Annotated in this window: 12 protein-coding genes and 1 other RNA gene; 5 read left to right on the top strand and 8 right to left on the bottom strand. The window is 41.0% G+C overall.

Features of this window, described 5'->3' with window-relative positions; all coding sequences use genetic code 11:
* Positions 1–54 precede the first annotated feature (54 nt).
* Complete coding sequence (locus ACFEL9_RS24705) at positions 55–792, top strand: GLPGLI family protein (RefSeq protein ID WP_385895673.1); 738 nt, start codon at positions 55–57, stop codon at positions 790–792.
* 36 nt (positions 793–828) lie between these two features.
* On the opposite strand, the gene ACFEL9_RS24700 is transcribed toward ACFEL9_RS24705, so the two are convergent.
* The 4 genes from ACFEL9_RS24700 to ACFEL9_RS24685 all read right to left on the bottom strand — a co-directional run bounded on the left by ACFEL9_RS24700 (position 829) and on the right by ACFEL9_RS24685 (position 7,251).
* On the bottom strand, positions 829–2,715 hold the full coding sequence (locus tag ACFEL9_RS24700) for a glycoside hydrolase family 13 protein (protein WP_385895672.1): 1,887 nt from the start codon (positions 2,713–2,715) through the stop codon (positions 829–831).
* A gap of 210 nt (positions 2,716–2,925) precedes the next feature.
* Entirely contained in the window at positions 2,926–4,314 is a 1,389-nt protein-coding gene (locus ACFEL9_RS24695) for an MFS transporter (RefSeq protein WP_385895669.1), read from the bottom strand.
* A 139-nt stretch (positions 4,315–4,453) separates the two neighbouring features.
* Positions 4,454–5,734 (bottom strand): glucose-1-phosphate adenylyltransferase, encoded by a 1,281-nt coding sequence (locus ACFEL9_RS24690; RefSeq protein ID WP_385895666.1) that lies wholly within the window; start codon positions 5,732–5,734, stop codon positions 4,454–4,456.
* Between the two features lie 95 nt (positions 5,735–5,829).
* Complete coding sequence (locus ACFEL9_RS24685) at positions 5,830–7,251, bottom strand: glycogen synthase (RefSeq protein ID WP_385895664.1); 1,422 nt, start codon at positions 7,249–7,251, stop codon at positions 5,830–5,832.
* A 139-nt stretch (positions 7,252–7,390) separates the two neighbouring features.
* Here ACFEL9_RS24685 and ACFEL9_RS24680 point away from each other — a divergent pair, with 139 nt between their 5' ends.
* The 3 genes from ACFEL9_RS24680 (at position 7,391) to ACFEL9_RS24670 (ending at position 11,434) form a co-directional block, all read left to right on the top strand.
* Complete coding sequence (locus tag ACFEL9_RS24680; RefSeq protein WP_385895662.1) at positions 7,391–9,046, top strand: MFS transporter; 1,656 nt, start codon at positions 7,391–7,393, stop codon at positions 9,044–9,046.
* Positions 9,047–9,132: 86 nt separating this feature from the next.
* Positions 9,133–10,107, top strand: coding sequence for an ROK family protein (locus ACFEL9_RS24675; protein ID WP_385895659.1), 975 nt, complete (start codon positions 9,133–9,135; stop codon positions 10,105–10,107).
* Between the two features lie 931 nt (positions 10,108–11,038).
* Positions 11,039–11,434: a hypothetical protein gene (locus ACFEL9_RS24670; RefSeq protein WP_385895656.1), complete on the top strand. Its 396-nt coding sequence runs from the start codon at positions 11,039–11,041 to the stop codon at positions 11,432–11,434.
* A gap of 97 nt (positions 11,435–11,531) precedes the next feature.
* Here ACFEL9_RS24670 and fsa read toward each other — a convergent pair whose 3' ends face one another.
* From fsa to ACFEL9_RS24655, 3 genes are all read right to left on the bottom strand, one after another.
* Complete coding sequence (gene fsa, locus ACFEL9_RS24665; RefSeq protein WP_385895653.1) at positions 11,532–12,188, bottom strand: fructose-6-phosphate aldolase; 657 nt, start codon at positions 12,186–12,188, stop codon at positions 11,532–11,534.
* Positions 12,189–12,278: 90 nt separating this feature from the next.
* Positions 12,279–12,377: signal recognition particle sRNA small type (ffs, locus tag ACFEL9_RS24660), an RNA gene on the bottom strand.
* A gap of 61 nt (positions 12,378–12,438) precedes the next feature.
* Entirely contained in the window at positions 12,439–13,713 is a 1,275-nt protein-coding gene (locus tag ACFEL9_RS24655) for a type IX secretion system plug protein (protein WP_385895651.1), read from the bottom strand.
* Positions 13,714–13,881: 168 nt separating this feature from the next.
* Between ACFEL9_RS24655 and ACFEL9_RS24650 the strand changes: the two genes are divergently transcribed.
* Positions 13,882–15,117, top strand: coding sequence for an ABC transporter permease (locus tag ACFEL9_RS24650; RefSeq protein WP_385895648.1), 1,236 nt, complete (start codon positions 13,882–13,884; stop codon positions 15,115–15,117).
* 123 nt (positions 15,118–15,240) lie between these two features.
* Here the strand turns inward: ACFEL9_RS24650 and ACFEL9_RS24645 are convergent, their stop codons facing one another.
* Positions 15,241–15,975: a TrmH family RNA methyltransferase gene (locus tag ACFEL9_RS24645; protein ID WP_385895646.1), complete on the bottom strand. Its 735-nt coding sequence runs from the start codon at positions 15,973–15,975 to the stop codon at positions 15,241–15,243.
* Between the last annotated feature and the right edge of the window lie 9 nt (positions 15,976–15,984).

The following is a 15,984-nucleotide window of genomic DNA, read 5'->3' as shown; positions in this document are numbered from 1 at the left end:
AGCAATGACCATCGATGGCAATTTGATTTTTGGTAAAAACAATAGATTAAACAAATGAAAAAGCAATTCGCACTGTGTTTTATCTTTTTGCTTTCCTGTTTTGTAATAAAAGCGCAACAGGTCTTTTTAGATAAGGTAAGCATTGATTATGCAAAAACGGTGGCTGTATGGCCGCTGATGAAGGAATTAGAACCTGAGTGGTTTGAACAGAGCAAAAAATATATCCCAAAGGAGACAATCAGTTATTTCAATTTCAGCAGCGAAGGAAATAAATCCGTTTATAAGCGAACCAAAGAAGCGGATATTCCCCGTAATATGTGGTTCAAACCTTTTGCAGATGAAAATACCGTATTTAATGATTATAGTAACGGCTCTACGATTACGCAAAAACCCATCTATGAAGAAACTTACCTGGTGCAGGACAGCCTCCTGAAGATCAAATGGAAGATAACTGCCGATACAAGAAATATCGCGGGTTTTGAGTGCCGGAAAGCCATCGGTATTTTATTTGACACGGTTGCTGTTTTTGCTTTTTATACCAATGAGATCATGATTAGCGGTGGCCCGGAAGGCATTCACGGACTGCCTGGTATGATATTGGGAATGGGTATCCCCCGTTTGCATACTACCTGGTTTGCGACGAGAGTTAGCCAGGAGGTAAATGCAAAATCCATCGCTCCTGCTACTAAAGGTAAAAAGCAAACCAGGGCTTCGATGGTAACTGCACTCAATGCTGCTTTGACCCGCTGGGAAAGCTATGGTCAGAAGCTGATCCTCGCTTTTGTCATCTAGTTTATCGGCAAATGATGATTCTTGATCCAGTGATTTTTATTTCAACAATTCAAAAACATAACTTTCCTTCGGCTTTATTTCAAAACCGTCCAACGATATACTATTTCCGGAAACAACATCTTTTAGTTTTTTAAACCCTGTTATCCTCTCTGCATAATAATTCCAATCAGGTTTCATTGATTTATCGCCGGTATTGGAAATCACCATCACTGTTTGCTTTGCATCATACCGGAAATAAACATACAATCCATTTTGCGGCACATACTGCATCAGATTTCCTTTTGCAATAGCTGAAGAAGTCTTGCGAAAGTTAGCCAGGGAAGACACATAGGTAAATGCCTGCTGCTCCTGCTCTGTTCTGCCCTCTTTTGTAAATTTATTGACTGTATCTTCTTTCCACCCGCCCGGAAAATCTTTACGCACTTCAGCATCAGTGGGGTTTCTGAAATTTTTCATCAGGATTTCAGTGCCGTAATACATTTGGGGAATACCTCTTAGTGTAAGCAGCCAGTTGACGGCCATTTTATATTTATTATAATCTTCACCAACGACAGAGTAGATCCTGTCCAAATCATGATTATCCAAAAAAATGCAATTCCGTGTTGGATCTTTATAAAGGATATCCTGTGCTAAAGTAGAATACAACCTGTTAACACCATCAGTCCAACTAAAAGGTTGCCGCAATGCATCGATCATTGCATTTGTAAGCGGAAAATCAGTAATGCCCGGGCAATTATGCTTAAAGGGAACATTCAGATTGTTTTCTGAAAACCATGCGGCATTTACAACAGAAGGTACCAAGGTTTCACCGAATACGGTTAGTGACGGAAACTCTTTCGCCAATGCATCATTGATTTTATTTAAGAACTCACCATCGCTATAAAAGTAAGTATCGATCCGCCAGCCATCAATTCCAAATTCTTCGGTAGCCCAGATAGCGTATTGAATCAAAAAATTAGCCACCAATGGATTTCGCTGGTTAAGATCAGCCATAAAAGGAGTAAACCACCCATTAACTGAAAGTTTTCTATCAATGTCCGATGCATAGGGATCAACGATCGGTTGATCTTTATATGAAGAATTGGTATACGAAGGCCATTGATTCACCCAGTCTTTCATTGGCATATCTTTTATCGACCAATGATCATCACCAATATGATTGTACACCGCATCCTGGATAAATTTAATTCCTTTACTATGTGCTGCGTTCACCAATTTTTTATACGCTTCATTACCACCCAATCTCCTGTCAACTGCATATTGATTGGTAAAGGCGTAACCATGGTAAGTGCTTCGTGATACACCACCCTCCTGTGTCCTTGTCATATCATTTTCAACCACGGGTGTTGGCCAGATAGCCGTTACTCCCAACTCTTTGAAATAATCCAGGTGATCTTCTATTCCTTTTAAATCACCACCATGACGATCGAAAGGATTCGCCCTGGCGTGAACTGTGTCACGCATATCAGCAAAATAATCATTGGAAGGATCGCCGTTGGCAAATCTGTCCGGCATGAGCAGGTAAATAAAATCGGCTTGTGTTACTCCCTGTATCCTTGTTCTGCCATTTTCTTTATTGCGGGCTTTTAATTCATATTTTATTTTGACCGCTTTAGATGCTGGACCAAAACTAAAAGTTCGCTCGCCGGGCTTTGCGTTTTTATCAATGACCAGGTCAAGAAAAACATAATTGGGATTTTCAACCCGCTGAATTGCCTTTAAGGTTACTCCTTCCGCCAATTTCATCCCCGCAGGAGATAGTTTATACATAGGAATTTTTTCCGCTATTCCTTCCTGGTGAATGATCAATTGAAGTTTTGGATTCTTCATTCCTACCCACCAATGTGTGGGATATAAATCCTGGCTACAAAGAGGAGCACTTATAATAAGAAGAGCACAAATAGCTAAATGCCTTTTTTTCATCTGTTTATTTTTTATTGCCTGCTGTCGGCAGACAGGTTTTTGGTCATGACGTCGCGAACCTGCTTCGGGATGGAACCTCGCAAATAATCATTCCCCTGATGAGAAAAAATTATCATGCCTGGTTTCATATTTGAAGTTTTAAGGGATCTGGCAAATTGAAATTTGCCGGAGAAAAGTTTGTGTTACACTTGACTTCCTCGCTCAAAATTTTTAAGCCAGGGCTTTTTCCTCTTTAATGCGCATAGCACCGGGATCATAAACATAGATAACGCTTATAGCGGCACATAGCATAAAAATGCCCGCCAATACTATGGCATATACGGGTTGGTTGTTGTACACATTTTTAACCATCGGACCGCCGACGATTCCATTTAATATTTGAGGCATGGTGATAAAGAAATTAAAGATACCCATGTATATTCCCATCTTTCCCGGAGGTATCGAACCCGACAGAATTACGTAAGGCATTGCCAGGATGCTTGCCCAGGCTATTCCCACACAAGCCATCGAAAAGATCAGGAACTCTTTATTGGGAGCAAAGAAAAATGAGATCAGTCCAACACCGCCAATGATTAACGAAAGTGCATGCGTCTTCTTTCTACCAATGCGGGAAGCCAACGCGGGAAGACTCAAAGCGTAAATAGCGGACACTGCATTATACACCGCGAAAATAACACCCGTCCAATCCTGCGCTTCACGGTATGCTTTTGAACTTTTATCTTCTATAGGTAAATGAAAAATATGTGTTGCTATCGAATCAGTGGTAAAAACCCACATACCAAACAAAGCGAACCAACTGAAAAACTGAACCAATCCTAACTGCTTCATGGTCTTTGGCATTTTTTTCAGATCGGCAAAAATGCTCATGATGCCTGCATGGCTTTCTTCACTTTTCCCATGGTATTTTTCATATTCCGCAGGTGGATATTCTTTTGTTTTTATAACGGTCCAGATAATACTCCCAATAAAAACAGCGGCGCCAATATAAAAAGCAGTCTTTACATTGGCCGCTACTACTCCCGCAGGTGCCTCATTTGAGATACCTACCCAGTTATTTAATATATAAGGTAAAAAAGAACCGACCACGGCTCCTACTCCGATGAGGAAAGTTTGAACAGAAAAGCCAAGTGTTCGTTGAGAGTCGGGTAAGTTGTCTGCCACCAATGCACGAAACGGTTCCATCGCCAGGTTAAAACAGGCATCCATGATCATCAAAAACCCGGCACCTATGATTACTAATGGAGCTATGCTTCCGAGTATCCCTGCATTAGGCATTAATGTAAGAGCACTTGATGAAAGAATGGCCCCTGCTAAAAAATATGGCCTTCTTCTACCCAAGCGGTTCCATGTTTTATCACTGTAATACCCTACAATTGGTTGAACAATTAATCCTACTAACGGGGCAGCTAACCAAAACCAGGATAAATGCTCCACATCCGCACCATAATTTCTTAGAATACCGCTGGCGTTAGAATTTTGTAACGCAAATCCAAACTGAATTCCAAGAAACCCAAAACTCATATTGAATATTTGCCAAAAACTTAAATGAGGCTTGGGAACAAGATCATCTTTGTCCAGAATATAAGAGGAGGAGGCCATAGCAGTCGTTAATTTTTAGCTTTAGGCCGGGAAGATAATAATATTATGTAACAAGTACACATTTCGGATTGAGAAAAAAATTCCCCCGTTCCGGAAATTCTACCAGTTAAAACCATTACCATTCCGTCAAAATGAGTGGCTAAATAACAAACCCGTTTGGAATGATTGCCCCTTTTTTAACCACTACTATTCCATCTTTAATAGTATAGAGTGGTTGATCCGTATTCTCCAAATGAGAACCACCATTGATCCGAACATCATCGCCGATGCGGCAGTTTTTATCTACAATGGCATTATTAATATAACAACGGTTGCCAATACCTAATAAGGGAACACCCTGTGCTTTATCTTTTGCAATATCAGTAAGCGTTTCGTAATAGTCACTACCCATGATATAGGTATTCCTCACTGTAGATCCATGCCCTATCCGGGAACGTATACCGACAACACAGGTGTCCATACGTGATGCATTAATGATGGAGCCTTCAGCAATAACCGATTTCTCCAACGTTGTCCCGCTGACTTTTGCGGGAGGTAACATCCGGGCACGTGTATAAATGGCCCTGTTGTTATCAAATAAATTAAAGTCGGGCAGATCGGCTGTCAATCCCAGGTTGGCTTCAAAGAAGGAATAAATATTACCAATGTCAGTCCAATAACCATCATACTGGAAGCTTGCTACTTTGCACTTGTCAATAGAGTGCGGGATGATCTCTTTCCCAAAATCAGTTGCATCCAGGTAATTATTCTGTAGATAATCGAACAACAATTTGCGATTGAATATATAAATACCCATGGATGCGAGATATTTTCTGCCGGCTCTCTGCATCTCTTCACCGGTATCGCTTACCCATTCAGGTAACACGTCTTTCTTTGGTTTTTCAATGAAAGACGTGATCAATCCATTTTCATCTTTTTTTAAGATACCAAATTCCGGAGCTTCCCTGTCCCCAACCGGAATGGTTGCTATGGAAATGTCCGCTCCTGTTTTTTTATGATTGTCCAGCATTTCCTGGAAATCCATTTGATACAATTGATCGCCTGACAAGATCAATACATACTCACTTTCAAACGGAGTGATATGACGAAGGCTTTGCCGGACAGCATCCGCCGTACCCTGGTACCAGGTAGGATTGTCCGGAGTTTGCTCTGCTGCCAGGATATCTACAAAGGCTGAACTAAAGGCGCTAAAATGGTAAGTATTTTTTATGTGCCTGTTTAGCGATGCCGAATTGAATTGCGTCAATACAAACATGCGGTTAATACCCGAGTTCATGCAATTAGAAATGGGAATATCCACAAGCCGATACTTTCCTGCAATCGGAACAGCCGGTTTGGAACGGCTTGCTGTCAATGGATATAATCTTGATCCGGCACCTCCACCTAATATTACTGTGAGTATTTCTTTAGAAATTGACATAGGCAAACTTGTTTTTGATAATTATGCAGAAAAGTTAAGTAACAATTTGTATAAAAATTCCAACAAAAAATTATTTGATGAATATTTTTTAAATGTTATTTCAAAGTTTTATAAAGATCAATATACTGTTGTGCCGAAGAATCCCATGAATGATCGATGGTCATCATATAGCTACGCATCCATTGATACAGGTCGGGCTTATTCGTATATAAATCGATTGCTCTTCCTACAGAGTACGTAATATCACCAACACTAGCCTGGTCGAAGCGAATACCATAGCCCTGCCAGTCACCAAAGTCCTTAATGGTATCTTTTAATCCGCCAACGCTTCTGACCATTGGCACCGTTCCGTAGCGTAAGGCATACATCTGGTTTAGGCCGCAAGGCTCAACCCGGCTTGGCATTAAAAGAAAATCAGCACCAGCATATATCTGGTGACTCAGTGGCTCGCTGTATCCAATATAGGAGTTATAATATCCATTGAAGTGGTGCTTCATGTGATCCAGTTGTTCCTCCAAATAACCCTCACCTGAACCCAGCACCAAAAAATTGGCCTTACCATGATGGTGATAAATTGACTGGGAAATAGCTTCAGGCAACAGGTCGGCAGCTTTCTCTCCCACCAATCTGCCGATAAAAGCGATCAGTGGCTTTTCGGGGTCAAGACCAAACTGGTCACAGATCTCTTTCTTATTTTTCTTCTTTCCTTTTTCTACCAGTTCCTTGTCATAGTTTTTTATAAGGAAATTATCTTTTTCCGGATCCCACACCTCTGTATCTATACCATTGAGTACGCCAAAACTTTTTCCTTTTTCATATTCAAAAAGATTTTCCAGGCCATTTGCCGAATGTTTAAGTTCATCAAGGTAACTATAACTAACGGTTGTCACTTTCCAGGCACATTTGACAGCGGAGGCCATTGGGTTGATGGTATTGTTCCAATCCAGCAAACCCCATTTCCAACTGTCATAGGCAGGAATAAGATAATATTTATCCCAACTGATCCACCCCTGGTATTGACCGTTGTGTACCGTAAATACCGTTGGAACGTCAGCCAGCCTCAGGCGAAACTGATAACTATGCTTAACCATAAAAGGTATAAGCCCGGTATGATGATCATGGCAATGTATGATATCCGGAGCATGCTCCCATTTGCTCAGCCAGTCGCAAACGGCGATTTGAAAAGCTGTGAACCGTTCTGTGTCGTCATCATAACCATAAATTTTTTCTCTATCCAGCAGTCCATTTATATCTATTAAATAAAGATCGAAGCCGAGCTTGTTTGTCTTTTCACGAATGACGCTGTAATGAAACCAATATGATCCGAGATTCTGCCCCCCCTCATGCACCAGCTCCCAATTGTTCTGATAAAGAAACTTTGTACGATACATCGGCATTACCACTTTTGTAACGTGACCTAATTCGGCCTGGTATTTCGGCAACGCACCTACTACATCTCCAAGACCGCCGGCTTTTGCCACGGGATAACATTCTGCTGAAACATGTACAATTTCCATTCAAAAAAAAATTGTTTGAAGTAATTATTTTCAAATTAAGGTCTTTTTCTCATTTGCCAACTGCGATAATTTAAAATTTTTCACTAACTGATTTATTTCTATTTTCAGTGCTTAAATAAATTTAAAATCAACTGATACTATGACTGCAAAAACACCAACCAACTACGGAGCTCTTGGAACACTAGTCACAGTCTTTTTCTTTTGGGGTTTTATCGCTGCAGGAAACAGCGTATTTATCCCCTTTTGCAAACATTATTTTCACCTGGATCAGTTTCAAAGCCAGTTAATTGATTTCGCTTTTTATACCGCATATTATATTGGAGCCCTTTTGTTGTTTGCTTACGGTGCTTTTGGGGGTAAGGACCTGGTGGGGAAATGGGGATATAAAAAAAGTATAGTGTATGGTTTACTTTTTTCTGCATTCGGTGCTGCTGCAATGATCATGGCAGTTAATGGGAACAGCTTCGCCGGAATGCTTATCGGACTTTTTATCGTTGCTTTAGGGTTTTCATTACAGCAAACTGCGGCCCAGCCTTTTGCTATTTTATTAGGAGACCCTGCCACTGGTACCAGCAGGGTCAACCTGGGAGGTGGAGTAAATTCATTTGGAACTTCTATTGGTCCTCTGGTTGTAGCTCTTGCTTTATTTGGAACTACAGCTGCCATCACGGATGAAAAAATAGCTTCTCTAAGTTTATCAAAAGTTATCATACTTTATTCATTTGTTGGTGTATTATTTATCGGAGCTGCTGCTTTATTTTATTTTTCAAAAAAGGTTCCCTCTGGCATCCTGTTAGAAAAAACGGAGAAGGCCAATAAAGCTCTTTATACGTTAATAGTAATGACTGTCTTATTGATTGCTTTATTTATCCCTGTATTTGACAGCTATAAAACTGACCTTACCAATGCAACGATTGAAGAAAGACATGCCATGGAAGCATATCGTTTAAAATGGCTGATTGGAGCTTTAGCAGTAGTCGTGATAGGACTGTTATTAGCTCTCGCAAGTGCAAAGAAAAAATCGGAGGGCTGGGGAGCTATGCAATATCCACAACTAATACTGGGAATGCTTGCCATATTTGTTTATGTTGGAGTTGAAGTAGCTATTGGCAGCAATTTGGGCGAATTATTAAAACAGGAAAAATTTGGTTCTCTTTCCGCTTCGGAAGCTACTCCTTTCATTGGAATGTACTGGGGCAGCCTTATGATCGGCAGGTGGACGGGGGCAATCAATGCTTTCAATTTATCAACAAAGACAAAAACTGTTTTACAGTTTTTTGTACCCCTATTAGCTTTTGGAATATTGATTGGCATTAATACATTGGCTAAATATGATATGACTCCGTTATATTATTATATTATTTGCGTGTTTGTCCAAATAGCAGCATTTTTTATTAGTAAAAATAAACCTGCCAGAACTATGCTCACTTTTGGGCTATTGGGTGTGATAGCAATGGTTATCGGATTATTGACGACGGGCACGGTTGCAATCTACGCCTTCTTAAGTGGAGGATTGGTCTGTTCCATTATGTGGCCGTCCATCTTTAGCCTTTCTATTGCCGGGCTGGGAAAATATACCTCCCAAGGTTCTGCTTTTTTAATTATGATGATTTTAGGAGGCGGAATTATCCCTCCTATTCAAGGAAAAATAGCCGATATAATAGGCATTCATCAATCCTATATTATTGCAGTTATCTGCTTTGCTTATTTGGCATTCTTTGCGTTTGCTGTGAAAGGAATTCTGAAAAAACAAGGAATAGATTATGATGCAGAGATCGCAACTGCAGGTCACTAAATAAACAAATCAATTCATTTACTTCGTACATTTATCGCCCCGTTACGACAAAAAGTAACGGGGCTTATTTATAAAAATAAAACACGATGGCTGATAAATCCGGCTTGCAGGCACTGGCAATAGGAATTGATATTGGAGGCACAGGAACTAAATTTGGAATAGTAGACAGGGACGGAAATGTGCTTTTTTCAAGTGAGATTTCCACAAAGAAACATGCAGACGTAGATAGTTTTATTGATGAACTGTATTCGTCCTTATCCGTATTAATAGAAAAAGCCGGTGGCATTGGCCGGATGAAAGGAATCGGCGTCGGCGCTCCAAACGGTAATTATTATACCGGAACGATCGAGTATGCTCCTAACCTCCCATGGAAAGGAATTATTCCCCTGGCCAAATTGATTGAAGCAAAATTCAAGTTGCCGGTAACCCTGACCAACGATGCGAATGCTGCGGCTATTGGTGAAATGATGTATGGTGCAGCTAAGGGAATGAAGGATTTTATCATGATCACTTTAGGTACAGGCGTCGGAAGCGGTATTGTCGCCAACGGCCACCTGATCTATGGTCATGATGGTTTTGCCGGCGAACTCGGTCATACCATCATCATTCCGGACGGCAGGGTGCACCCGGGAACAGGAAAAAAAGGGTCACTGGAAAGCTATGCATCGGCTACAGGAGTTAGTAATACCGCCCTTGACCTAATGGAAAAAACAGACACGCCCAGCATACTCCGAAACATTCCCAAAAAAGAAATTGACTCCAAAAAAGTGTACGAAGCGGCCATCAAGGGCGATGAATTGGCCCGGTATATTTACGACTTTACCGGCAGGATTTTAGGACTCGCTTTGGCCAATGCCGTGATGTTTTCCAGCCCCGAAGCCATCATACTTTTTGGCGGACTGACCAAGGCCGGCGACCTTCTTTTAAAACCAACCAAGGAGCATATGGAGGCAAACCTGATCCAGGTTTTCCAGAACAAAGTCAAGATCCTGATCAGTCATTTAAAGGAATCTGACGCCGCCATTCTCGGAGCTAGCGCCCTGGTTTGGGAAGCAAACTAGCTTTATAAAATATTTTTTTCAGACCGAAAAGCTTCAACGACTCCGTTGAAGCTTTTTCTTTTAGAGGAATATTCCTGCCATTTTTTCCGACGGTCGTCTGCCCGGCTTCCTGCCCGGGTAGAACGTACTTCTTCAATCAGCATTCAAAACTACTCAAGCTGGCTTTGGCTTTTGAAGCAATATTCAATCAGCAACTTTCTCTTTGAAATCACATCCCAACCCGGTTCGTACATAACTGCATCCCGAAACGACCGGTCAACCTTATTTCATTCTAAAAACAAATGCAATTATTGATGAATACCACTCTAAATTAGTTATGTTTTTCAATAAACAACCGTTACATACTATATTTCAACAAATTAAAATTAAAAAATTAGAATATTATCACTTAGACATTAATCCTCCCTTTAAGATCCAATTTTTGGCCATTTATTAGATTATTAAATTTTAATTAACAAACATTTTATTTTGAATATTAGCTAATTGTTATAAAAAAATGAACTACTTTATTTAGTATACATTTGCTGTTCAGTTACAGCTCCAATTGCTAATACTTTTTGATAAAAAATAAGTTTACTATGAATACAAATTTCCGTCTCCTACTCTTTTCCTCAAGTTCGCCGGACTTAAACCCAAGGAAAAGACTAGCCGGTCGAAAACTCAAGCCTGGTCACTTTGATCATCGGGGTGGTATAGAGATGCCTGCTCTGTCACACCGAAAGACCGGCCCCTCTTGCGTAAAACCAAAGCATGCTGCACAAGACACACTGGCAGCTTTCGGGTAGCCAATTCCAATGGCCTATTTCGCTTGCTGAAATTCACAAGGCAGGGATTTTGTCTGATGAACCGGCCCGTAAAAAAATGTTAACCCTTTTGGGAGCCGTACCTTTAGCCAGGGAACGTCGTCATATGAACATTAAATCTCCCGGCAGTGATTAGAATTTTATTCCTTGCTATCCTTGGTTTGGCAGGTTATCAGTTGAGGGCGCAAAAAGTAGAAAGCATTTATTTCCACTTATATACCGATAGTCTGAAAAAAGGCACACATAATTACATTAATGTAGATGGTAAAATGTCGAACGGGCAGTGGCTGCCGTTGACGGACAAAGAGATTCAATTCAGCTCATCTGATTACAAATTTTCAGGTAATGAGTTGATCGTACCGGCCAACTGTACCCTGGATAAGATTACCGTAAAAGCTGTATTGAAAAGTAACCCCTCACTTTGGATCGAAAAGACGATTTGGGTAAAAAAGAAACCCGATCCGGAGTTGCCCACAAAAGAGGAAGTAATGCGGGAAATCAAAAGATCAAGAAGGAGAGGTTAGTTAATAAATAAAATTTCTTACCTAAAGTCTGAGCTCAATAAACATAAAAAAAGCCGGTCTCGTCAGAAACCGGCTTTGCTTTTAATATTAGTTCTTCTTACAATGTTTTCTTTGCATCTTCCAGGAATTTCGCCAGCCCGATATCTGTCAGTGGGTGTTTTAAAAGACCTAAAATAGAATCGAGCGGACAGGTGCACACATCAGCCCCGGCTTCAGCACATTTAACGATATGCAAAGCGCTACGGATTGATGCAGCTAAAATCTCCGTCTTATAACCTTGTATGGAATAAATCTGTGCTATCTGCGCTATCAGGTCTACACCATCCCAATTACTGTCATCGATACGACCAATAAAGGGTGATACATATGCCGCTCCGGCTTTTGCAGCCAATATGGCCTGGCCCGCTGAAAATACAAGGGTACAATTGGTCCGTATGCCGTTATCTGTAAACCATTTTATCGCTTTTACCCCATCTTTGATCATTGGAACCTTAACGACAATGTTTGGGTGAATAGCCGCCAGTTTCTTTCCTTCCTCAACTATCCCGTCAAAATCAGTTGAAATTACCTCAGCGCTGATATCGCCGCCATCTACCATTTCACAGATAGTCTTGTAATGATTAATGATGGCTTCCTGTCCTTTGATACCTTCCTTTGCCATCAGGGAAGGATTGGTGGTAACACCGTCTAAAATTCCAAGATCATGGGCTTCTTTGATCTGTGCAAGATTGGCTGTATCAATAAAAAACTTCATAAACCCCTATTCCCCAAAGGGAAATTATTGTTTGAACGTTTGAAGATACCTGAAGATTTATATCCCCCCTTCAGGGGGTTAGGGGGTAAAAAAAGGCAGGCTCCTCACATCGCACCGCTCAACCACCTACTCTTGCTGCCTTCCGGCCCTGGGAGGGTTCAGCAGGAGCTGGTCGTGTAAGACCTGCCGGCGCAAAGATAGGGAAGCAGGGATGATTGTTAATTGAATATTTGAAAAATGAACTGCTTTTCTATCTTCCAACTAATGTATTTAATTGTGCCATACCTATTAGTTCATCAGCCCGGGCGCCGAATGGACGGTAATAAACCAGCACCGTATAACTATTTTCGGTATTAGTAAAATTGCCCTCGGTATTATCAAAAGAAAAGCGATTCCCCGGTTCCTTTCCTCCTTCCAATGTGATATAGGAATAGTTATAATACCCTTGCTTTAAGTAAAGTGTCTTTTCATAAACTCCCTTGTCGGCGTTAAATACCATACGGGAAGCTTCATTGGGTAAATAATTTGTAAGCTCCCCAAAAATATAAATGTCTTTGCCTGGATACTGCCTGCCCCCGGGTGGCATATAGGTAAAATGAACATAGGCATAGTCACTTTGCCAGTAAGGATTATTGCCATCCATATTTTCGATGGTATAAATGCCATTCAGGTCACGATAATAAACATACACTTGTTGTTTCCGTTCGGCATCGGGCTTTACATATACTTCTGTTCTTGCATCATTCGTATCCACCAGTTTTAGCATACGATCACTCATCAACCGAAGGCTCCGCAGATCAATCCACCGCCATTCCCGACCCGCCTGGAAACTGCTGACATCGTTGTTATATTCATAATAGTTACCCCGATAAATGGTAGGCCGGTCAAACATAGCCGCCGTGGGCCAAATATTATTTTGCAGCACCGTTACTTTGAGATCCTGTGGTGACATAGCATTGATTCTTGCATTCGCAGTGTTCACCACTACCTGCACCCGCTGATCGGTCAGGTATAGTTGAGAATTGAATGGCTGTTTTAACTGTGCTGCAATAGCAACCTTATTATCCACCACCAAAAACCGTTTGGTAAAATAAAGTTTAGAGGTATCGCTGTTCAAAAATACTTTCAACAGGTAATTGCCGGAGCGTATGGGAGTCGAGCTTCGATCCGGTAAAATCGCCTGGTAATGGGTGTATTTGGTAAAAGAAATAGATGAATAGCGATAATTGGTGATCCGGGTTGTTTGAAAACCGCGGATATAATCAAAGGCAGGCAAGTTAGCCGGCCTCCAGTCCGCATTGCAAAGTTGAAAGGTGTAATAATAGCTTTTAACATCGGCATCAAAGTCATCAAAATGTAATTCCAGTTGTTCGCCGCTATTCAGGCTAATAATAGGATAACTAAAGATATCTCCATACTTGTGTAGTTTGGCGGTATGAATATTGGGTTGATAAATATGATCGGGTATTTGAGCCCCGGCTATGTAAAAAGCAAAGATGGAAAGAACAGCAATTATCGTTTTCATTCTAAAAATAATTAATACAATGGCAGCAGTTAAGTGTTGTGGCACCGGGCTGGATGCCCCGATTATAACCTTCACAATATTGTGAAAAAAGGGTAAAAAAGCAGATAAATATACGTTTCGGCTTATTTTTGAATACACTATTAAACAATTTAAGACAAACATTTCATTTTGAAGGTTGCAGGCTTTATAGCAAACCGCATCGCATTTAATCAGCAGAAATCCTTTTCCCGCTTTATCATCCGCTTATCGATTGTCGCCACTGTTATCAGTGTTGCAGTAATGATTATAACCCTGGCATTTGCCAACGGGTTTCAGGAGCAGGTCAGCCAAAAAGTATTTAGTTTCTGGGGGCATATCCGCATGCAGGAAAAGCAGCCTTTTAAAGCTTTGATTGCGGAAGAAACACCGCTTATTAAAAATGATACTCTCGTTGATGAAATCAGGAAAAATCCAGCTATTCAAAGCATCTACCCGTTTGCTACCAAATACACCATTCTAAAAACAAAAGATGAGATCGAAGGGGTATTGCTGAAGGGGTTTGACAGCACTTACGATTTTGCCCATCTGAAACGATTTATCCAGGCAGGGAGGCCAATACAGTTTAATGACAGCACTTACAGCCGTGAGATTATGATTTCCCTGTACACGGCCAACCAGCTGAAACTAAAAGTAAACGACCGTGTCTTTATTTATTTCATTCGTCCTGACGGCAGTCTGCGTCCTGACCGGCTTACGATCACCGGTATATATAAAACAGGAATTGAAGAATACGACAAAACATTTGCCATCGGCGACATTAAACTAATTCAACGATTAAACGATTGGCAACGCACCGAAGCCGGCGGCTATGAAATATTTTTAAAAGATTACAAAAAGATAGATGAAGTAGCCGATGAAATTTATTACATGGATGACTTCCCTCCCACCTGGGATGCACAAAGTGTAAGAACCGTTTCGCCGAATATCTTCGACTGGCTGAATATGCAGGATGTGACCCGCAATGTGCTGATTGCATTTATGATCATTGTCGCTGTTATCAACCTGATTACCTGTCTTATTATCCTTGTACTCGAAAGAGTGCGGATGATCGGGGTGTTGAAGGCATTAGGTGCTACCGACTGGACCGTACAAAAAATCTTTCTTCGTCACTCTCTTATCATTACGCTTACCGGCATCGTCGTGGGACTGGTGGTGGCATTGGGCGTTTTGTATCTGCAGCAAACAACCGGCTTTATCAAATTGCAGGAAGACGCTTACTACCTGAGTGAGGCTGCTGTCAAAATCGTTTGGTGGCAGATTGCCGCTATTTGTATCGGGACATTGATCGTTTGCTTCCTGATATTGATGATACCGTCAGTACTGGTAAGAAAGATTCAACCCGTGAAAGCGATCAGGTTTAGTTAAAGTCTGAACCAGGATTTTGGGAGATTAAATGGATTAAGAGGATAGTGAACTGTATTCCGGTATACAAGGCTTGAAAGAGAAATTCCTTTCAATCTTAAAAATCCCTCCAAATCAAGGTTCAGATCATACAAGATGCGATAAAATAATTCCCGTGGCAACAGCTGCATTTAACGATTCGGCCTTGCCAATCCGGGGAATAGTAACTTTTACATCTATCAATTCAAATATCTCGTTTGAAATTCCTTTTGACTCGTTGCCGATAATGATCAGCCCTTCCGTTATTTTTTTCATCGCCGTCACGTCCTTTCCCTCCAACGCTGCGGCATAAACGGGAACGTCTTTGTGTTGCTTTAACCACTCCACTAAATCGGTATATACTATTCCTACCCTTGCTATACTACCCATGGTTGACTGCACGGTTTTAGGATTATAAATATCCGCACAAGTTTTACTGCAAATGATCTGCTTTATTCCAAACCAGTCAGCAATACGTATAATAGTGCCTAAATTTCCCGGGTCCTGTATTGTATCCAATACCAAAGACAAAGCTGCTTTGGTACGTATAGTTTTGTTATTGGCGGGCTTTTTAATTACCGCTACTACTTTATTAGGCGTGGACAACTGTGAAATTTTTCCCAAATCATTTTCATTGATCTCGGTAGTTTTTATTGCCTTGACGGATGTTCCGTTGGCGGCAATCCAGTCCGGCAATGCAAACAGTTCGGAAATTTCCAAAGCGTCGGATTCGAGTAATTCAGCAACAATCTTTGGTCCTTCCGCAATAAACATTCCTTCTTCATCCCTTACTTTTTTCTGGCCCAAACTTTGGATATATTTGACCTGCGATTTACCAAGCATTGTTGTTTT

Source organism: Terrimonas alba (assembly GCF_042434975.1).
GTDB classification, from domain to species: Bacteria; Bacteroidota; Bacteroidia; order Chitinophagales; family Chitinophagaceae; genus Terrimonas_B; species Terrimonas_B alba.
The sequence above is the reverse complement of the archived record's forward strand: the minus strand, read 5'-3'. Positions and strand labels throughout refer to the sequence as shown.